Origin of the sequence: Campylobacter sp. JMF_14 EL1, from assembly GCF_027737585.1 — a bacterium.
GTDB lineage: Bacteria > Campylobacterota > Campylobacteria > Campylobacterales > Campylobacteraceae > Campylobacter_B.
Map to the genome: position 1 here is coordinate 79363 of NZ_JAOVTW010000004.1, position 18799 is coordinate 98161.

Annotated in this window: 32 protein-coding genes and 2 pseudogenes; 32 read left to right on the forward strand and 2 right to left on the reverse strand. The window is 39.4% G+C overall.

The window, feature by feature from the left end; genetic code table 11:
- Positions 1-19: 19 nt before the first annotated feature.
- The 5 genes from coaE (at position 20) to OFN73_RS06180 (ending at position 3700) form a co-directional block, all read left to right on the forward strand.
- Positions 20-616: a dephospho-CoA kinase gene (coaE, locus tag OFN73_RS06160; protein ID WP_270862698.1), complete on the forward strand. Its 597-nt coding sequence runs from the start codon at positions 20-22 to the stop codon at positions 614-616.
- Entirely contained in the window at positions 613-1464 is an 852-nt protein-coding gene (locus OFN73_RS06165) for a diaminopimelate epimerase (RefSeq protein WP_270862699.1), read from the forward strand. Before coaE ends, OFN73_RS06165 begins: the two co-directional genes overlap by 4 nt.
- A gap of 9 nt (positions 1465-1473) precedes the next feature.
- Positions 1474-1848 carry a VOC family protein gene (locus tag OFN73_RS06170; protein ID WP_270862700.1) on the forward strand — a complete coding sequence of 125 codons (375 nt, stop codon included), beginning with the start codon at positions 1474-1476 and terminating at the stop codon, positions 1846-1848.
- Positions 1849-1931: 83 nt separating this feature from the next.
- Positions 1932-2453 (forward strand): hypothetical protein, encoded by a 522-nt coding sequence (locus OFN73_RS06175; RefSeq protein ID WP_270862701.1) that lies wholly within the window; start codon positions 1932-1934, stop codon positions 2451-2453.
- Positions 2454-3190: 737 nt separating this feature from the next.
- On the forward strand, positions 3191-3700 hold the full coding sequence (locus OFN73_RS06180; RefSeq protein ID WP_270862702.1) for an EexN family lipoprotein: 510 nt from the start codon (positions 3191-3193) through the stop codon (positions 3698-3700).
- On the opposite strand, the gene OFN73_RS06185 is transcribed toward OFN73_RS06180, so the two are convergent.
- Positions 3701-4825, reverse strand: a complete 1125-nt coding sequence (locus OFN73_RS06185; protein ID WP_270862703.1) for an AAA family ATPase — start codon at positions 4823-4825, stop codon at positions 3701-3703.
- Between the two features lie 236 nt (positions 4826-5061).
- Here OFN73_RS06185 and rpsJ point away from each other — a divergent pair, with 236 nt between their 5' ends.
- The 25 genes and pseudogenes from rpsJ to OFN73_RS06310 all read left to right on the forward strand — a co-directional run bounded on the left by rpsJ (position 5062) and on the right by OFN73_RS06310 (position 16718).
- Positions 5062-5373, forward strand: a complete 312-nt coding sequence (rpsJ, locus tag OFN73_RS06190; RefSeq protein WP_270858578.1) for a 30S ribosomal protein S10 — start codon at positions 5062-5064, stop codon at positions 5371-5373.
- A gap of 11 nt (positions 5374-5384) precedes the next feature.
- Entirely contained in the window at positions 5385-5963 is a 579-nt protein-coding gene (gene rplC, locus OFN73_RS06195; protein ID WP_270858577.1) for a 50S ribosomal protein L3, read from the forward strand.
- Positions 5960-6574: a 50S ribosomal protein L4 gene (rplD, locus tag OFN73_RS06200; protein WP_270858576.1), complete on the forward strand. Its 615-nt coding sequence runs from the start codon at positions 5960-5962 to the stop codon at positions 6572-6574. Before rplC ends, rplD begins: the two co-directional genes overlap by 4 nt.
- Position 6575: 1 nt before the next feature.
- Positions 6576-6857 carry a 50S ribosomal protein L23 gene (locus OFN73_RS06205; protein WP_270858575.1) on the forward strand — a complete coding sequence of 94 codons (282 nt, stop codon included), beginning with the start codon at positions 6576-6578 and terminating at the stop codon, positions 6855-6857.
- Position 6858: 1 nt separating this feature from the next.
- The gene (rplB, locus tag OFN73_RS06210; RefSeq protein ID WP_270858574.1) at positions 6859-7689 is read left to right on the forward strand and encodes a 50S ribosomal protein L2; all 831 of its coding nucleotides are present in this window, start codon (positions 6859-6861) and stop codon (positions 7687-7689) included.
- Positions 7690-7691: 2 nt separating this feature from the next.
- Positions 7692-7973 (forward strand): 30S ribosomal protein S19, encoded by a 282-nt coding sequence (gene rpsS / locus OFN73_RS06215; RefSeq protein ID WP_270858573.1) that lies wholly within the window; start codon positions 7692-7694, stop codon positions 7971-7973.
- Positions 7974-7983: 10 nt separating this feature from the next.
- A pseudogene (gene rplV / locus OFN73_RS06220) lies at positions 7984-8295 on the forward strand (50S ribosomal protein L22); the annotation flags it as partial.
- Positions 8296-8314: 19 nt separating this feature from the next.
- A complete protein-coding gene (rpsC, locus tag OFN73_RS06225; protein WP_270858572.1) occupies positions 8315-9010 on the forward strand; it encodes a 30S ribosomal protein S3 in 696 nt (231 codons plus the stop codon).
- 2 nt (positions 9011-9012) lie between these two features.
- Positions 9013-9438, forward strand: a complete 426-nt coding sequence (rplP, locus tag OFN73_RS06230; RefSeq protein WP_270858571.1) for a 50S ribosomal protein L16 — start codon at positions 9013-9015, stop codon at positions 9436-9438.
- Positions 9425-9607: a 50S ribosomal protein L29 gene (rpmC, locus tag OFN73_RS06235; RefSeq protein WP_270858570.1), complete on the forward strand. Its 183-nt coding sequence runs from the start codon at positions 9425-9427 to the stop codon at positions 9605-9607. Before rplP ends, rpmC begins: the two co-directional genes overlap by 14 nt.
- Positions 9608-9617: 10 nt before the next feature.
- Positions 9618-9869, forward strand: a complete 252-nt coding sequence (gene rpsQ / locus OFN73_RS06240; protein WP_270862704.1) for a 30S ribosomal protein S17 — start codon at positions 9618-9620, stop codon at positions 9867-9869.
- On the forward strand, positions 9869-10237 hold the full coding sequence (rplN, locus tag OFN73_RS06245; RefSeq protein WP_270858568.1) for a 50S ribosomal protein L14: 369 nt from the start codon (positions 9869-9871) through the stop codon (positions 10235-10237). Before rpsQ ends, rplN begins: the two co-directional genes overlap by 1 nt.
- Positions 10237-10470, forward strand: a complete 234-nt coding sequence (gene rplX / locus OFN73_RS06250) for a 50S ribosomal protein L24 (protein ID WP_270858567.1) — start codon at positions 10237-10239, stop codon at positions 10468-10470. Before rplN ends, rplX begins: the two co-directional genes overlap by 1 nt.
- Before the next feature lie 2 nt (positions 10471-10472).
- On the forward strand, positions 10473-11018 hold the full coding sequence (gene rplE, locus OFN73_RS06255) for a 50S ribosomal protein L5 (protein ID WP_270858566.1): 546 nt from the start codon (positions 10473-10475) through the stop codon (positions 11016-11018).
- Between the two features lies 1 nt (position 11019).
- Entirely contained in the window at positions 11020-11205 is a 186-nt protein-coding gene (locus OFN73_RS06260) for a type Z 30S ribosomal protein S14 (RefSeq protein WP_270858565.1), read from the forward strand.
- Between the two features lie 12 nt (positions 11206-11217).
- Complete coding sequence (rpsH, locus tag OFN73_RS06265; protein WP_270858564.1) at positions 11218-11613, forward strand: 30S ribosomal protein S8; 396 nt, start codon at positions 11218-11220, stop codon at positions 11611-11613.
- 76 nt (positions 11614-11689) lie between these two features.
- A complete protein-coding gene (gene rplF, locus OFN73_RS06270) occupies positions 11690-12226 on the forward strand; it encodes a 50S ribosomal protein L6 (RefSeq protein ID WP_270858563.1) in 537 nt (178 codons plus the stop codon).
- A 10-nt stretch (positions 12227-12236) separates the two neighbouring features.
- A complete protein-coding gene (rplR, locus tag OFN73_RS06275) occupies positions 12237-12593 on the forward strand; it encodes a 50S ribosomal protein L18 (protein WP_270858562.1) in 357 nt (118 codons plus the stop codon).
- 15 nt (positions 12594-12608) lie between these two features.
- The gene (gene rpsE, locus OFN73_RS06280; RefSeq protein WP_270858561.1) at positions 12609-13052 is read left to right on the forward strand and encodes a 30S ribosomal protein S5; all 444 of its coding nucleotides are present in this window, start codon (positions 12609-12611) and stop codon (positions 13050-13052) included.
- A 12-nt stretch (positions 13053-13064) separates the two neighbouring features.
- Positions 13065-13466: a 50S ribosomal protein L15 gene (gene rplO, locus OFN73_RS06285; protein WP_270858560.1), complete on the forward strand. Its 402-nt coding sequence runs from the start codon at positions 13065-13067 to the stop codon at positions 13464-13466.
- Positions 13466-14731 (forward strand): preprotein translocase subunit SecY, encoded by a 1266-nt coding sequence (gene secY / locus OFN73_RS06290; protein WP_270858559.1) that lies wholly within the window; start codon positions 13466-13468, stop codon positions 14729-14731. The genes rplO and secY overlap by 1 nt, the downstream gene beginning before the upstream one ends.
- A 2-nt stretch (positions 14732-14733) precedes the next feature.
- Positions 14734-15501 carry a type I methionyl aminopeptidase gene (gene map / locus OFN73_RS06295; protein ID WP_270862705.1) on the forward strand — a complete coding sequence of 256 codons (768 nt, stop codon included), beginning with the start codon at positions 14734-14736 and terminating at the stop codon, positions 15499-15501.
- A gap of 14 nt (positions 15502-15515) precedes the next feature.
- Positions 15516-15734: a translation initiation factor IF-1 gene (infA, locus tag OFN73_RS06300; RefSeq protein ID WP_005869854.1), complete on the forward strand. Its 219-nt coding sequence runs from the start codon at positions 15516-15518 to the stop codon at positions 15732-15734.
- A gap of 207 nt (positions 15735-15941) precedes the next feature.
- Positions 15942-16500, forward strand: a pseudogene (locus OFN73_RS06305) (ABC transporter six-transmembrane domain-containing protein).
- A 26-nt stretch (positions 16501-16526) separates the two neighbouring features.
- Positions 16527-16718, forward strand: coding sequence for a hypothetical protein (locus tag OFN73_RS06310; RefSeq protein ID WP_270862706.1), 192 nt, complete (start codon positions 16527-16529; stop codon positions 16716-16718).
- 42 nt (positions 16719-16760) lie between these two features.
- Here the strand turns inward: OFN73_RS06310 and OFN73_RS06315 are convergent, their stop codons facing one another.
- On the reverse strand, positions 16761-17438 hold the full coding sequence (locus OFN73_RS06315) for a DNA alkylation repair protein (RefSeq protein ID WP_270862707.1): 678 nt from the start codon (positions 17436-17438) through the stop codon (positions 16761-16763).
- Between the two features lie 145 nt (positions 17439-17583).
- On the opposite strand from OFN73_RS06315, the gene OFN73_RS06320 reads away from it, so the two are divergent.
- Both OFN73_RS06320 and OFN73_RS06325 read left to right on the forward strand, forming a co-directional pair.
- A complete protein-coding gene (locus OFN73_RS06320) occupies positions 17584-18360 on the forward strand; it encodes a 3'(2'),5'-bisphosphate nucleotidase CysQ family protein (protein ID WP_270862708.1) in 777 nt (258 codons plus the stop codon).
- Positions 18361-18405: 45 nt separating this feature from the next.
- Complete coding sequence (locus OFN73_RS06325) at positions 18406-18792, forward strand: type II secretion system protein (protein WP_270862709.1); 387 nt, start codon at positions 18406-18408, stop codon at positions 18790-18792.
- Positions 18793-18799 lie beyond the last annotated feature (7 nt).

Sequence of the window (18799 nt, forward strand, 5' to 3'; positions counted from 1 at the left end):
CGCTATAAAGGGGTGTGAAATGGCATATAAAAATGGTTATGTAATCACAGGCTCGATAGGATCTGGCAAATCTAGCGTTAGTAAAATTTTGCGTGATTTAGGCTATCAAATCATCGACGCAGACGAAATCTCGCACCAGCTACTTGATAAATCCTGGATAGATATTTCAAAAATTTTTGGCAATGAATACATCATAAAAGACGGCAAATCCGTGCGAATCCGCAGGAAAAAGCTAGGCGATTTGGTCTTTAATGACAAGTCAGAGCTTGCCAAACTAGAAGCAATCTTGCACCCAAAAATCAAAGATGAAATTCTAAGACAATCTGAAATTTTAGAACACCTAAATAAACCGTTTTTTGCCGATATTCCGCTGTATTTCGAGCGCCAAAAATACGATGAATTCGACAAAATCGTAGTCGTATATGCCCCACACGACTTGCTTATAACACGCATTATGGAGCGAAACGCACTAACGCGTGAGCAGGCCACGCTTCGCGTTAGTTTGCAAGCAGATATCGAATTTAAGCGTGCAAACGCAAATTTTGTTATAGAAAATGTTAGCGATAAAATAACACTTGAAAAAAATGTGAAAAAATTTTTAAAGGAGATAAGTTGAATTTTTCAAAGTATAACGCATGTGGAAATGATTTTGTAGTAGTCGAGTTTTCACAAAGTGCCGAGCGTGGCAGTCTAGCTAGGGTGCTTTGCAACCGTGCAGAGGGTATCGGAGCCAACGGATTTATTTCGTTAAGCAACCAAAAAACCCCTGGAAGCAACGACAATAATATCATTGTGGAGTTTTACAACCCAGACGGCACTAGAAGCCCGATAAGCGCAAACGCCGCAATGGTTGTGTGTATGTATGCTTACGAGCGATTTTTATCTGGCAAAAATGTGAAATTCAAAAACGACGCCAATGTAATAAACGGCGAAATTCGTGGATTTGACACAGGCAGAAGCGTGAGTTTTGGCACAAAAAAACGAGATTCGAATTTTGGTCAAATTTATGGCATGGGCTCAAACCGCGCAATCACAGCAAATGTCGAGGTCGAGTTTGATAATGTCAATCGCCTTGGCGAGGGATTTATGAGCAATGGCCACATGTGGTATTTATACGAGGTCGGTATGCCAAATGTCGTAACCTTTGTCAAAGATTTGAGCGCATACAACCACACCCTAGCTACCGAGTTTAGCGAGAAATTTAATGCCAATGTAAGTTATGCTGAGATGAGTAACACGGGGGTTAGAGTTCGCACATACGCACACGGCGCGAAAAAAGAGGTGCTATCATGCGGAACTGGTATAGCTAGCGCATATATCGCGGGCAGAGCGCACTATAATCTGAGCGAAAACGCAAATATGGCGTGCGTGAGTGGCGAAAAAATCGGCGTAAAAATGCGTGGCGAGACTGCGTGCATATCAGGCGATGTCAGACACCTTTTCGACGGCGATTTTATCGCGTAAGGGGAGATTGTGAAAATCAAAAATATCGATCACTTTGTGATTTTAAGCGCAAATTTAGAGGCGACGCTGAAATTTTACGGCGAAATTTTGGGGCTTGAAATCGTGCAAAATGGCGCCAAAATGGCTGTGAAATTCGGAGATTCTAAAATCAATGTCCACCAAAAACTAGCCGAATTTCTACCCGTAGCGAAAAATCAAACCTACGGCTCGGCTGATTTTTGCCTAATCGCGCAAGGCAACATCGATGAAATCGCGCGCGAAATCATCACTCGTGGCGCTAAAATCGAGCTAGGACCCGTGGAGCGAACCGGCGCGCTTGGCAAGATGAAAAGCGTGTATCTATACGATCCAGACGGAAATTTGGTCGAAATTTCGGTTTATTAAATTTGATTTGGCGTGAATTTTGCGAAATTTGCGCCAAATTCGGGCTAAAATTTCAAAATTTCATAAATTTATCAAGGATTAAAATGAAAAAATTTCTTAAATTTGGCTTTGCAGTTTGCGTGGCTATGGGGCTTGCGGGCTGTGGCGACGATAACGAGTGCGCGGTTTTTATCATGAACGAAAACGGACTAAACGAGCCACCATATATAAAAGAGGGTAGTGGAGCTGGCGTGTATGCGTGCAAAAGCGCCATGAGGATACGCACTATGGATATTTTGCGCCAAAGATCTTTCAAAGATAGTGGCAGAGGGAGTGCAAGTATGTTTAGCGTGTATGCTAGCATAGAAAAAGAAGAGCTAAGAATCCGGGCGAAGCGGGGCGAGATATTTTCTGATATCAACAAAATCACTAATGGCGTGCAAATCACGCCAGAGATAAAAGCTAAATTTGAGCAGGCAGATAAGGCGTTTGCGCTGCTAGAAAGCAAATCTAGCGAGAGTGAGTTTCACGATAATTTCGTGGAAGCCTTAGGGAGATTAGGCGAGTGCGATAAAGAAATAAGGCGTCAAAAAAAGGCAGATGAGGCCAAAGCAGGGGTGAAATAGTAGAATTTGGCGCGAAGTTATAGCAGGTTGCGATTGCGCGCGAAACCTGCGCCTTGTGATGACAAATCGAAGTAAATTTGCACCATTGCCGAAGCAATCTAAGGAAATTTATATTTCGCTTCTAAGTGTCATTGCGAGGGATTTTGCGCCAGCAAAATTCCGCGGCAATCTACAAAGCATAAATTACCAACCGCAAAAATGGCAAAATTTTGAAATTCCAAAAACCCATGAAATTCAAAAATTTTGCCATTTACCATATTGTTTATTTTGACTTTGTAGATTGCTTCGTCGCTACCGCTCCTCGCAATGACAATAGCGAGCAAATTTGCACCATTGTCGAAGCAATCTAAGGAATTTTATATTTCGCTTCTAAGTGTCATTGCGAGGGATTTTGCGCCAGCAAAATTCCGTGGCAATCTACAAAGCATAAATTACCAGTCGCAAAAATGGCAGAATTTTGAAATTCCAAAAACCCATGAAATTCAAAAATTCTACTATTTGTTATACTATTTATTTTAGCTTTGTAGATTGCTTCGTCGCTACCGCTCCTCGCAATGACATTTAAATGCAAAATTTTGCATTTATAATAAAAGGTAAAATTTCGGCGCAGTATTACAAGGTTGCGTAAGCAAAATTTTAAAATTCAATAAAATTCCAAAATTTCAGCTAACTTTAAGCAAAACAAAAAAAAAAAAAACGATAAAATGAAAATTTTAATTTCATTTCAAAGGAAAAATATGAAAAGAATTTTAACTCTTAGCCTTGTGGCGGCTGTGGGATTTGGTTTGAGTGGTTGCTGGGAGGAAGACCCTAGAACGGTTGAATATTTTGCCGCTAATTGGAGCATCGCCGTAGATCGTGTGGGTGAGTGCAATAAAATGGAGCGGATGAGTGAAAAAACCGCAAAGGATTGCGCAAATGCAAAAACAGCAGTAAGAGAAGATATGGAACGCACTGAGAGAGAAATAATAGCATTAAAACGCAATGCATCTAAGTATGTGCTAGATTTTATTCATTATTACGACTCGCATGGTAAATTTGTCCCAGATATTCAAAGTATGACCAAACTGCCAATACCAATAAAAGTGGATGATACAATTTGTGTCGATTTTGCAATAAAAAACGAAAATGAGTTAGAAATCAAGAGCACATCATACTGCGAAATAGCATTCAAAAAGTATATAGGAACACATGAAGCAGGTCAATTGAGAAATTCAAAAAATAAAGGCAAAATCATTATAAAATAATCAAAGTCCCAGTGCGAAGCTGTGAAACGGCACGACTTCGCACTTTATCCCCTCGATTTCAAGCGCGCCTGTATTTGCCATGGAGATCACGGCAAGGCGCGTGATTTTGAGCCGTTTTAGCTCCAAAATCAGCTTTTTAAATCTCAAAAACACAATCTCACTCGCGCTAAATGGCACGACCAAAACCCCTAAATTTCGGCTTGGCAGGTAAAAATCCAAATCCTTGGTGTAATAAATGGGCGCGCCCAAATTTGCCAGCTCGCAATACACGGCGTTTAAAAATTTTTTCACAAAATCCTTTTTGAAACCGAGAATTTCTTTGAGATTGAAATTCGAAAAAAACATCTTTTTCGTCGCTTTTTCATCGCCAAATTTTGGGATAAAATTTATGAAATTTTCATCGTCAAATTTCGCTATGGCGGCATAGACGCTGTCCTTTGAAATGCGGATTTTTTCTTTTAAATTTGTATAAATTTTATTCGCGCTAAATGACGCTGCGACGAAAGCCGCGCACTCTTTTAAAATTTTAATTTCGTTTGCGCTTAGAGCCGATTTTAGCGCATTTTGTTCGGAATTTATGCTCCCTGCTGAGTGCAAAAGCGAGCCACCCACACTCCCGCCTTGCGAGAAAAATGCCGAAATAATGGCGTTTATTTCGCTGTGTCGTTTATCAAAAGCGATAAATTCCTCAAAACAAAGTGGCGTAATTTTTAGCTTTGCAAAATTTGCTAGCTCAAAGCTACTTTTGCGCGTAGAGATGATAATGCTTTGCAAATTTTGCGAGGCGCCAGAGTTTAGCAAATTTTGCAAATGCGAAATTTCGCCCAGCGAAATTTCATCTAAATTATCCAAAAAAAGTGCGATAATCTGCGAATTTTGCTCTAAAAATTTAAAAATTTTATTAAATTCATCGCTTAGATTTAAAAATTCATAGCGCAAATCTGCGAAATTTACATACAAAAACTCGCCCTTTTTGAAATTTGAAATATAATCAAACAAAATCAAACTTTTCCCAGCCCCAAGTGCGCCATAAAGTATAGTTTTGGGCGTATCAATGGAGGTTTTTCTAGCGATAAATTTCGCCTCTTCTGGCGGATTGTCATAAAAATATTCTAAATTTTGCATAAAACGCATTTTAAAATTTTCCTTATTAAAAGGAAATAAATTCAGCAAAATTTACAAAATTTTAAAATTTCAAAAATTTTGCTCTAAATTTCAGAATATTTCCTTATAAAAAGGAAAAAATTTTATAAAATTCACCGAATTTCTTGACAAAATTTTGCCTTTTTCATATAATCCCAGTCTTTTGTTTTTAAGGCAAAAGGTCACGCGTTGTGACAAGTTCTTTTTAAGGAAAGCAGATGCAAAAAATCAGGTTAAAGTTAAAAGCTTATGACCATAGGGTTTTAGATCGCACAGTTGCGGCAATTGTAGAAGCCGTCAAGAGAACAGGCGCCGATGTGAGAGGTCCAGTTCCAATGCCTACGAAGATCAAACGCTACACAGTCTTGAAATCTCCACACATTAACAAAGATTCGAGAGAGCAGTTTGAGATGAGAATTCACGCTCGTATGCTAGATATCGTAGCGGCAACCCCTGATACAGTTGATTCGCTAACTAAACTTGACTTAGCCCCAGAAGTTAATGTCGAAGTTCATGCGATGGGCAAATAAGGAGTTAAAGTATGGAATATATCGTAGAAAAAATAGGCATGAGTAGAACAGTCGGCATCAAAAGCACGCCTGTAACGCTTTTAAAGCTTATTAATACTAAAATTTGCGAAGTATGCAACGACAAGCAAGCTATCGTAGCTTACGCTAACGGCAAAGCATACAACAAATCTATCGCAGGAATTCAGAAAAAATATAGCCTAAGCAAAGAATTTAACAAATTCGCGACACTAAATGTCGAAAATGCTGAGGTTGGCGATCAAAGCACAGAAGTATTAAGCTCAGCTAAAATCGTAAAAGTTACTTTTACTTCAAAAGGTAAAGGTTTCCAAGGTGTTATCAAACGCCACGGTTTCTCTGGCGGTCCAGCAGCTCATGGCTCACGCTTCCACAGAAGACCAGGTTCTATCGGAAACTGCGAGTGGCCAGGTCGCGTCCAACCAGGTATGAGAATGGCAGGTCACACAGGCAATGAGACAATCACTGCTAAAAACGAGATAGTAAGCTTCGATGCTGAGAATAAAATTTTGGTAGTAAAAGGTTCTATCCCAGGATTTAATGGTGCAATGGGCAGAATAAGGATAGTAAAATGAGTAAAGTAAGCGTTCTTAATGAAAAATTAGAAAAAGCTAGCGAAATCGAGCTTCCTGCAAAATATGCAGAGGTAAATTCGCACAATTTATATTTATATGTAAAATCTTACCTTGCTTCACTTCGTGCAAATACGGCACAAACAAAAGGTCGTTCAGAAGTTAGCGGTGGTGGCAAAAAACCATGGCGTCAAAAAGGTCGTGGCGGTGCAAGAGCTGGTTCGACTAGAACAAATGTTTGGGTTGGCGGTGCGGTTGCATTTGGTCCGACAAACAACAGAAACTACGAGCAAAAAGTCAATAAAAAACAAAAACGCCTTGCGCTTGAATTTGCTATGAACGAAAAGGCAAACGAGGGCAAATTTTATGTTTTCGATAACCTAAGCGTAGAAAGCGGCAAAACAAAAGACGCTGCTAAATTTATCGAAAAACTAGGTGTAAGAGATGCTTTAATCGTTAAAAACGAGCTAGATGCACAAACACTTTTAGCATACAGAAATTTGAAAAATTGCTATGTAGTTGATGCTAGCGAAGTAAATGCTTATTTGGTTGCAGTATATAGCTCAATCGTATGCGAAAAAGCTGCATTTGAAACATTGGTGAAAGAGGACTAAAATGGCAGATATAACAGATATCAAAACTATACTTTATACAGAAAAGTCTCTTGGCCTACAAGAAAGTGGCGTAGTTGTTATCCAAACAAGTCCGTCAATGACTAAAAATGGACTAAAAAGCGTTTTGAAAGAATACTTTGGCATCGTGCCTGTAAAAGTAAATTCATTGCGCCAAGATGGTAAAGTTAAAAGATTTAGAGGAAGATTAGGCGTAAGAGATGATGTAAAGAAATTTTATGTCAAACTTCCAGAGGGTGCAACCCTAGAAAATGCGGAGGCGTAAGATGGCGATTAAAACATACAAACCATATACTCCAAGTAGAAGATTTATGACAGGCCTTAGCAGCGATGATATCACTGCAAAAGCAAGCGTTAGAAGCCTACTTGTAAAAATCCCAGCCGCTGCTGGTAGAAACAATAATGGTCGCATTACAAGCCGCCATAAAGAAGCTGGTGCTAGCAAACTTTACAGAATTATCGATTTCAAAAGAAGAAAATTTGGAATTCCAGGTAAAGTAGAGGCTATCGAATACGATCCAAACAGAAATTGTAGAATCGCTTTGATCTCTTATGCTGATGGCGAGAAACGCTATATCATCAGACCAAATGAATTAAATGTAGGCGATGTCGTTGCTTCTGCTGAGGCAGGACTAGATATCAAACCAGGCAACGCAATGAAAATGAAAAGTATCCCAGTGGGAACTATCTTGCACAATATCGAGCTAAAACCTGGCAAAGGCGCTCAAATGGCAAGATCTGCTGGTGGATATGCTCAACTAATGGGTAAAGAGGAAAAATATGTAATCCTTCGTTTGCCAAGCGGTGAGATGAGAAGAGTTTTGGCTGAGTGTATGGCTACTATCGGCGTTGTTGGTAACGAAGACTGGGCCAATGTCGTTCTAGGAAAAGCTGGTCGCAATCGCCACAGAGGAATTCGCCCACAAACCAGAGGTTCTGCTATGAACCCAGTAGATCACCCACACGGTGGTGGTGAAGGCAAGAAAAATTCAGGTCGTCACCCAGTTACTCCATGGGGCAAACCTACAAAAGGTGCGAAAACTCGTCGTAAAAAAGCTAGTGATAAGCTTATAATTTCTAGAAAGAAAGGAAAATAAAAATGGCTAGATCGCTTAAAAAAGGTCCTTTCGTAGATGATCATGTAATGAAAAAAGTAGTAGCTGCAAAGGCTGCTAACGATAACAAACCAATTAAAACTTGGTCAAGACGCAGCACAATCGTTCCTGATATGATTGGACTAACATTTAATGTGCATAATGGCAAAAATTTTATCCCAGTGTATGTTACAGAACACCACATTGGTTATAAATTAGGTGAGTTTGCTCCTACTAGAACTTTCAAAGGCCACAAAGGCTCAGTTCAAAAGAAAATCGGTAAATAAGGGGAAATAAATGAGTAAATCAACTATCAAATTTGTTCGCCTTTCACCGACTAAGGCAAGACTTATCGCAAAACAAGTTCAAGGCATGAACGCTGAATTTGCACTTGCTACATTGGAATTCACTCCAAATCGTGGTGCAAAATATATCGCTACTGCTATTTCAAGCGCAGTTGCTAATGGCGGTTTTGAACCAGAGGAAGTTATAGTAAAAAGTTGTCGCGTAGATGCTGGTCCAGTTCTAAAAAGATTTAGACCACGCGCTCGTGGAACAGCAAGCAGAATCAGAAAGCCAACTTCACACATTAGCGTTGAAGTAGCAAAACCAAGTAAGGAAGCGTAGTATGGGACAAAAAGTTAATCCGATTGGTTTAAGACTAGGTATCAATAGAAACTGGGAATCAAGATGGTTTCCTGCTAAATCAACACTATCAGAAAACATCGGCGAGGATTACAAAATCCGTAAATTCCTAAAAGCTAAACTTTATTACGCAGGAATTAGCCAAATTCTTGTTGAAAGAACAGCTAAAAAAGTTCGCGTAACTATCGTTGCAGCTCGCCCAGGTGTTATCATCGGTAAAAAAGGTGGCGAAGTAGAGAATTTAAGAGCCGAAGTTGTTAAACTAGTAAATAAAGATGTGAATTTAAACATCAAAGAAGAGCGCAAAGTCGGCGCTAATGCACTTTTGGCAGCTGAAAATGTAGCTATGCAATTAGAGCGCAGGGTTGCATTTAGACGCGCTATGAAAAAAGTAATTCAAGGTGCGCAAAAAGCAGGCGCAAAAGGTATTAAAATTTCAGTTTCTGGCCGCTTGGGTGGCGCTGAAATGGCTCGCACAGAGTGGTATTTAGAGGGACGCGTTCCACTTCATACTCTAAGAGCAAAAATCGATTATGGTTTTGCTGAGGCTCATACTACATACGGAAATATCGGTATTAAAGTTTGGATTTTCAAAGGCGAAATTTTGCAAAAAGGAATTCAAGCTGAAAAAACAGAAGAAGCTTCTAAAAAACCACGCAGAACAAGAAGAGGTAAATAGCCATGTTGATGCCTAAAAGAACAAAATATCGTAAGATGATGAAAGGTCGCAATCGCGGCTACGCAACTCGCGGTAATGCTTTGACATTTGGTGATTTTGGTATCAAAGCTGTTGAAGCAGGTAGAATTAATTCACGCCAAATCGAAGCAGCTCGTATCGCGATGACTCGCTATGTAAATCGCCAAGCTAAAATTTGGATTAAGGTATTTCCTGATAAACCACTTACTAAAAAACCTCTACAAACTCGTATGGGTAAAGGTAAAGCTGGTGTAGAAGAGTGGGTAATGAATATCAAACCAGGCAGAATGATTTTCGAGATGACTGGTGTAAGTGAGGAGCAAGCAAGAGCAGCTCTTACGCTATCAATCCACAAATTACCTTTCAAAACAAAAATTGTAACTAGGGATAGCGAAAATGAAATATACTGATTTGAAAGATAAAGATTTAGCTGAGCTAAATAAGATGTTAAAAGATAATAAGTTGCTTTTATTTACGGCTAAGCAAAAGCTTAAAACAATGCAGTTAAGCAATCCTAATGAAATTCGTGCGATTAAAAAAGATATCGCTAGAATCAATACTGCTATAAAAGCAAAATAAGGATAGAGTTATGGCATTTAAAAGAGAAATTCAAGGCATAGTCGTAAAAAAAGCGGGCAATAAAACTGCTACTATTTTGGTAGAGAGAAGAGTTATCCACCCAAGATATAGAAAAATCGTCAAAAGATTTAAAAAATATCTTATCCATGACGAGAACAATATCGTCAAAATCGGCGATACTATATCAGCAGTTGAGTGCAGACCACTTAGTGCGAAAAAAACATTTCGCTTAAAAGCGGTTTTGAAAACAGGAGTTGAATAATGATACAAAGTTTTACAAGACTTGCAGTAGCTGATAACAGCGGTGCAAAAGAACTTATGTGTATTAAAGTTTTGGGTGGTAGCAAACGCCGCTATGCAACAGTAGGCGATATTATAGTTTGTTCTGTAAAAAAAGCTCTACCAAATGGCAAGATTAAACGCGGTCAAGTTGTAAAAGCCGTCGTCGTTAGAACAAAAAAAGAGCTTCACAGAGGAAATGGCTCTTTGATTAGATTTGATGAAAATGCAGCTGTAATTTTGGATGCAAAAAAAGAGCCGATTGGCACTCGTATTTTTGGCCCAATCGGTAGAGAAGTCAGATACGGCGGTTTTATGAAAATCGTTTCATTGGCTCCGGAGGTTCTATAATGGCAGTGAAATTTAAGATTAAAAAAGGCGATCAAGTAAAAATTATCGCAGGTGATGATAAAGGCAAAACTGGCGTTGTAAAAGCTGTTTTCCCTAAAAAATCACAAGTTATAGTTGAGGGTTGTAAAATAGCTAAAAAAGCTGTTAAACCAACTGAGCAAAATCCAAGTGGCGGTTTCACAAACAAAGAAATGCCTATGGATATTTCAAATGTCGCATTGGTTGAGGGTTGATTATGAACAGATTACAAACTAAATATGTTGAGTCAATTAGACCAGCTTTACAAAAAGAATTTGATATAAAAAATCCTATGCTAATTCCGGCACTTGAAAAAATCGTAATTAGCGTTGGTGTAGGCGAATCTGGCAAAGATCAAAAAGTGCTTCAAAACATGGCCGATACAATCTCTTTGATTGCAGGTCAAAAAGCACTTATTGTAAATGCAAAAAAATCAGTTGCTGGTTTTAAAGTTAGAGAGGGATTTCCTGTCGGTATTATGGTTACATTGCGCAAAGAGCAAATGTATGCGTTTTTTGATAAACTTATCTCAATCGCATTACCAAGAGTAAAAGACTTCCGTGGTGTTGCACGCAATGGCTTTGATGGTCGCGGTAACTATAACTTCGGTTTGCAAGAGCAATTAATGTTCCCTGAGGTAGAGTATGATAATATCCTAAGAACTCACGGTATGAACATTACAATCGTAACTACAACAAATAGCGATAAAGAGGCGTTTAAATTGCTAGAATTATTTGGCATGCCTTTCGCAAAAGGAAAGTAATATGGCAAAAAAATCAATGATAGCTAAGGCAAAACGCCCTGCTAAATTCAGCTCTCGTGCATATACAAGATGCCAAATTTGCGGTCGTCCGCACTCTGTTTATAGAGATTTTGGAATTTGCCGTGTATGTTTAAGAAAAATGGCTAATGAGGGTCTAATCCCTGGCCTTAAAAAAGCTAGCTGGTAAGAAGGAGTAGATATGGTAAATGATCTTATTTCAGACGGATTAACCCGCATTAGAAATGCAGCTATGAGACGCTTAGACACTGCTAAATTGTTTCACTCAAATGTTGTAGAGGCTACTCTTAAAATTTTAGCTCAAAAGGGCTATATCGAGAGCTACAATGTAGTAGAAGAGGGAAACAAAAAATTCATCAATGTTGTTTTAAAATATGATGAAAAAGGCAGAAGTGTAATCAACGAAGTAAAAAGAGTTTCAAAACCTGGACGCCGTGTTTATCAAGGTAAAGACGAGATCAAAAGATTTAAAAATGGTTATGGAACAGTAGTTGTTAGCACTAGCAAAGGCGTTATGAGCGGTATCGAAGCTAGTAAAGCTGGCGTTGGCGGCGAAGTGCTTTGCACTATTTGGTAAAAAGTTCTACTTTTTATGGCATTGTGGTATCCATTCGTAAAAGTAGTCATACCCTAGACAAATAAAAAGGAAAATTATGTCAAGAATTGGTAAAAAACCTATCTCTATTCCAAACGGAGTAGAGGTAAAAATCGATGGTTCATCTTTAAAATTTAAAAAAGCAAACAACGAAAGAGTCCTTGATTTAAAGGGCAATGTCGATGTTAAAATCGAAGATGGCCAAATTTCGTTTTCACCAAAAGGTGAAGATAGACAAAGCAGAGCGTATTGGGGAACATACCGTGCGCTAGCTAACAACATCGTTATTGGCCTAACTGACGGCTTCACAAAACAGCTTGAAATCAACGGCGTTGGTTACAGAGCTGCGATGAAAGGCAAAGTTTTAGAGCTAAACCTAGGTTTTTCTCATCCGATAAATTTCGATTCACCAGCAGGTATTGAAATTTCAGTAGATAAAAACATCATCACAATCAAAGGCGACGATAAACAAAAAGTTGGTCAAGTCGCTGCTGAGATTAGAGGATTTAGACCACCTGAGCCATACAAAGGCAAAGGTGTAAAATATGTCGAAGAGCATATTATCCGCAAAGCCGGTAAAACATCTAAAAAATAAGGGTTGAGAAATGACAGCAAATGTATTAAAAAGAAAAATATCTCTAAGAATTAAGAGAAAAAGAAGAATTCGTGCAAAAATTTCCGGCACTAGCTCTTGCCCTAGAATTTCTATTTTCAAATCAAATAGAACAGTTTATGCGCAAGTAATCGATGATGTTGAGGGAAAAACAATATGCGCTGCCAGCGGTAAAACTTTGGGTGTGAAAGCAAACAAAGAAGGCGCTGCTAGCCTTGGCAAAGATTTGGCTGCTAAGCTAAAAGATAAAGGCATTTCTGAGGCGCTTTTTGATAGAAACGGTTATTTATATCACGGAGTGATTGTAAGTTTTGCTGATGCGTTACGCGAAAACGGCATCAAACTATAAACCAAAGGAATTATCGTGGAAAAATATAATAGAGAAGAATTCGAAGAAGTAATCGTTAATATCGGTAGGGTTACAAAGGTCGTAAAAGGTGGTAGAAGATTTAGATTTACTGCCCTAATCGTTGTTGGTAACAGAAATGGTTTAGTTGGCTTTGGTTTTGGAAAATCAAAAGAGGTTCCAGACGCGATTAAAAAAGCCGTAGATGATGCGTTTAAAAACATCATCGAGGTTAAACTAAACGGTTCGACAATCACTCACGATGTAGAGGTTAAATACAACGCTAGTAGAATTTTACTTAAACCAGCTAGCGAAGGTACCGGCGTAATCGCAGGCGGATCTGTTCGCCCTGTTTTAGAACTTGCAGGCGTTAAAGATATTTTGACTAAGTCTCTTGGTTCAAACAACTCATCAAATGTCGTAAGAGCTACAATGAAGGCTCTTAGCATGCTAAAACACTAACAAGGATTTAAGATGGGATTAGAAAATCTTCAAAAAGCACCAGGCTCTACTCATAGCACCAAAAGACTAGGTCGTGGTCAAGGTAGCGGTCTTGGCAAAACAGCGGGCAGAGGCGGCAAAGGTCAAACTGCGCGCACTGGCTCACATGAAAAAAGAGGTTTTGAGGGTGGCCAACAACCACTTCAAAGAAGATTACCAAAAGTTGGTTTTTATTCAAGATTTGAAAAACCTTATGTAATCAATGTAGAAAAAATTTCAGCTGTAAAAGAGCTAAGCGAGATTACAGTTGATACTATCAGAACTGTTCATAAAATGTCTAGCTCTGTAAAAGTAGTAAAACTTATCGGTGCAAGTGCAAAAGATCTTGCTAGCAAGATAAAAGACGAAAATGTAAAATTTAGCGGACAAAACTAATGAACAAAACACTTCGCAACAAGATACTCATTACATTGGGTTTTCTATTTGCTTTCAGGCTACTGGCTTATGTGCCAGTGCCGGGCGTTGATGTTGAGGTGATAAAAGAATTTTTCAATACAAACAAAGACAATGCCTTTGGTATGTTTAATATGTTTAGCGGTGGCGCGGTCGAAAGATTTAGCGTCATTTCGCTGGGCATTATGCCATACATTACAGCTTCGATTATTATGGAGCTATTATCTGCTACATTTCCAAATTTAGGCAAACTAAAAAAAGAGCGCGACGGTATGCAAAAATATATGCAAATTATTCGTTACGCTACAATCGCTATTGCGCTTGTGCAAGCAATCGGTGTTAGTATCGGTTTGCAGGGCATTACGGGCGTAAATGGCGCGAAGGCTATCATGGCAGAAAATACAAACGAATTTATATTTATTTCGTGTATTTCTATGCTTGTAGGCACTATGCTTTTGATGTGGATTGGCGAGCAGATTACTCAAAGAGGTGTTGGAAACGGCACGAGCTTAATCATCTTTGCCGGTATTGTTAGCGCGATACCGACAGCGATCGGCGGCACAGTTCAGCTCGTAAATAATGGCGAACTTAATATCTTAAAATTAATCGCAATCGCCTTAATTATTTTTGCTACAATCGCGGCGATTTTGTATGTCGAGCTAGGCGAGCGCAGGATTCCAATCTCGTTTCCTCGCAAAATTTTAATGGCGAACCAAAACAAACGCATTATGAATTATGTGCCAATCAAGCTAAATTTAAGCGGTGTTATTCCGCCGATTTTCGCTAGTGCGGTATTGATGTTTCCTAGCACGATTTTGACTGCTAGCACAAATTCTTTTGTCCAAAAAGTAGCTGACTTTATCAATCCAAGTAGCTATTTCTTTAATCTTTTGACATTTATTTTAGTTGTATTTTTTGCGTATTTTTACGCTTCAATCGCGTTTAATTCCAAAGATATCAGCGAAAATTTGAAAAAACAAGGTGGATTTATCCCTGGAATTCGTCCAGGTGAGGGCACAGCGACATTTTTAAATGATGTTGCATCTCGCCTTACATTTTGGGGTTCGATTTATCTAGGCTTGGTGACTGTTATTCCATGGTTGCTAGTCAAATTTATGGGTGTTCCATTTTATTTCGGTGGCACGAGCGTGCTAATCGTAGTGTCGGTCGCACTTGATACTATGAGAAGAATCGAAGCGCAAGTGTATATGAACAAATACCAAACCCTAAGTGCTGTTGGACTATAAAAATGGCAATTTTACTCAAAAATCAAAAAGATTTAGAGGGTTTGCGAGCGGCGAATAAAATCGTCGCCGCTACCCTTGATTACGCGGAAGAATTCATAAAACCCGGCATGACGCTTTTAGAAGTGGATAAAAAAATCGATGATTTTATCACTAGCAAGGGCGCGTATCCAGCATTTAAAGGGCTTTATGGTTTCCCAAACGCAGCTTGTCTTTCATTAAACGAAGTTATAATCCATGGCATACCTGATAACACTATCCTAAAAGAGGGCGACATACTAGGCATCGATCTAGGCTCTCGGTTAAATGGATATTATGGCGATAGCGCGCGCACTTTGCCGATTGGCAAAATTTCAAAATCAGACGAAGAGCTTATAGCATGCAGCAAAGACGCACTGTATCATGCTATCGACACGATAAAGGTCGGCATGCACTTCAAAGAGCTATGCCTAGCTATCGAGCAATTTATCAGAGCGCGCGGATATGTGCCACTATATGGATTTTGCGGGCATGGAATCGGCAAAAAACCGCATGAAGAGCCTGAAATCCCAAATTATTTAGAGGGCAACAATCCAAAATCAGGGCCAAAAATCAAAAACGGCATGGTGTTTTGTATCGAGCCGATGATTTGCCAAAAAGACGGCACCCCAGTCGTGGGCGCAGACAAATGGACGACGACGAGCAAAGACGGCCTTAGGACGGCTCATTATGAGCATTGTTTGGCTGTGGTAAATAACAAAGTCGAAATTCTAAGCAAAAGCTTGAAAGATTAAAAGGAGAAAATTTAATGGCAAAAGATGATGTCATTGAGATTGATGGCAATGTAATCGAGGCGTTGCCAAATGCGACATTTAAGGTCGAGCTTGATAACAAGCATGTGATTTTGTGCCATATCGCAGGCAAAATGCGTATGCACTATATCAAAATCATGCCAGGCGATCGCGTCAAAGTCGAGCTTACGCCATACAGCCTTGATAAGGGCAGAATCACTTATCGCTACAAATAAATTTTGCATTGTCTAAAATTTAACTGCATAGTTAAATTTTAGATACTTTTTTATAATTAAAATCAAATTTAAATCTTATTAAATTTTCCCCTTTATACTTGCGCGATTTAATTCAAATTTAGGAATTTTTATGCAAAAAAGCGCATTAAAACGCTTATTTTCATCGCGTTGAAACATTACAAAAAGCTGATTTTTACATTTTCATTGGTGATTTTGGAAAATTTGGCCTTTATACTCTATCTGATTTTTGGCGGATTTGCGATAAATAAAATTCTAGCAGGCGAGGCGAAAATCGCGATAATTTATATTTTTGTGATATTTGGAATTTGGTTTTTGGGCGCTATTAGGCGCAAAATCGACACCTACGCATTTAGCAAAATTTATGCAAATTTAGCCGTCAATATCATCTCAAACGAACGAAGCACAAACGCCAGCGTGAGCCAGACAAGCGCGCGACGCGCTTTCGCGTGAATTTATAAATTTTTTCGAGCACTCCTTTCCTATGCTTTTTACCTCTGTGGTTTCGATTTTGGGAAGTGTTTTTATGCTATATTTTTACGAGCCGATTATAGCGAGCTTTTGTCTAATCATAATCGCTGTTTTGGCGCCCTTTTTGCCACGATATATTCGCAAAAACGATAGATTTTATTTGAAGCTAAACAACCGCAACGAAAACGAGGTAAATCTCATAGAAAAAGGCAGCCCTATCGCCGTCTCGCGCCACTACGATTTGCTTTCGCGTATTCGCATAGCTATCTCATCGTAGGCTCGATTTGTGCGCTAGCATTTAGTTTGGCGGCTTACCTTTTGGCGATCAAACAAACAGACGCTGGGTATATTTTTACGGTGATGAATTATATTTGGACTTTTGCGATTGGCCTAGATGACGCACCGCGCCTAATCGAAGAGTTTTCGCAGCTCAAAGACATCGGCAAAAGAGTAAATGCGCTAGAAAACGACAGCGAAATAAACAAGCAAGATTGAAAAAGAAATTTGAAATTTTGATAAATTAAATTTCCGCGAAATTTAGGATTTCGCGGATTTTAACGCCTTAAATTTTGCCTTGCTTTGCTCGGTGAAACGCAGGCTTTCGCAGATTTTTTTAATCGCAAGATTTTTGATTTTTTCGTTTTCATACCCCTGCAAAAACTCATAAATTTCACCCTCAAATTTCACGGCGAATTCGCACAGTGCCCACGCTACCGCCATTTGGACATAGTATTTCTCGCTTCGCTCAGCGCGCGCAGTATCTAGCAAAAGCGCCAAATTCCGCGAATTTACGAAATTTACCAGCAAATTCACATAAAAAAACCGCTTCTCAAACTCGCCCCTAGCCTCCCTAAACCCAAGAGTAAATTCAAGCCACGACTCTAAATCGTTTTTGCGTTTGGCGCAAAATGCATCGCAAACGCCCCAGTTTGTGATACGAGGGATAAAATCTCGCGCCAAATTTATGCGATTTTTTTCGCTGATTTTTAGCGAATTTATCAAAATCGCCTTTAATGTCATTTCTTCGCTAAATTCGCCCTTGGCGCGGATAAATTCTAAAATTTCGCCCTCGCTTTGCTCGCGCAAAACCTGCTTTGCAAGCGCGCGCAAGTGTGGCATTTTCACGCCCAAGATTCGCGCCCCTGGCAGAATTTTCGCGCTAAATTTGGCGTATTTTTCATCGCTTAAATTTCGCAAATTCTCTAAAATTTCCATTTTTGCCCCTTGAATTTGCAAAAATTTTATAAATTTTGCCCTTAAAATTTAATCTAGCTTTTTTAAAGCTTAGTTGTGCTAAAATACAAAATCTTTCAATTCTACGATTACAACAATTTCTTACCGCTTATTTTTGGAGGCGAAAATGAATAAAGATGAACTTTTGAATTTAGCCGTGGTTGCGGCAAAGCGCGCAAATAAGGCGATTATGGAGCATTATGAGAAATTTAATGTCTATGTCAAAGAGGACAAATCTCCGCTAACAACCGCGGATTTGGCTGCAAACGAGGCGATTGTAAGCACGCTAGCACCCAGTGGGATTGCGATTTGCTCCGAAGAGAGCGTGATGAGCGCAGATGAGCGCATGAGCGCAAAGAGGTTTTGGCTAGTCGATCCGCTTGATGGGACGAAGGAATTTATCGCGCGAAATGGCGAATTTTGCGTTTGTATCGCGCTGATAGAGGACGGAAGGCCGATTTTGTCGGTGATTTCATCGCCTGTAAGTGGCGATGTGTATAGCTCTAATGGCGGTGGCGTCGTCTATAAAAACGGCGAAAAAATCGAGCGAAAACCAAATTCGCCAAAGACCTTTATGATAGGCCGAAATGGCAGAGGCTCAAAATACATGCCATTTTGCGAGGAATTTGGGCTTGAATTTACTAGGCTTGGCTCTGCGCTGAAATTTTGCGTAATGGCGGAAAATGGGGCGAGCGCGTATGGTAGGTTTAGCGATTGTTCGCTGTGGGATATCGCGGCCGGGGATTTTATAATCCACCAAAGTGGCGGAGCGATAATCGACCTTAAAACGGGTGTCGCTCCGCTGTATAACGGCAAAAGTCTGATAAATAACCACTACATCGTCGTCGATGCAAATACAATAAATTTATTATCAAAAATGGTAGAATTTGCGAAAAATTTATAGATTGTGGTAGAATACGCCTGCAAAATTTTTATCAAAGGATAAAAAATGAAACAGGCTTTTACAATGATCGAATTAATTTTCGTGATTGTTATTTTGGGTATCTTGGCGGCGGTAGCTATCCCTAGACTAGCTGCTACCAGAGATGACGCAGAGATTGTCAAAACGATGAACAATATCACGACATCTCTTAGCGATTTGATGGCGTATTACACATCGCAAGCGCATTATTCTTCTTCTATCGCAACGATGACAAATGTTACAAACCCGATTAAGATTAGAAACGATGTTTGTGCTACTTATGAAATCGTTGATGAGAAGCAAATTATCCTTACAAAAGGCTATGACGGATTATGCAAAAAGGTCTGGGCGATGAGCGGATTGTCTTCGTTAGAAGATGTGTATAGCTCCGATGCGCTAATTATCGTTCAATAACTCACGC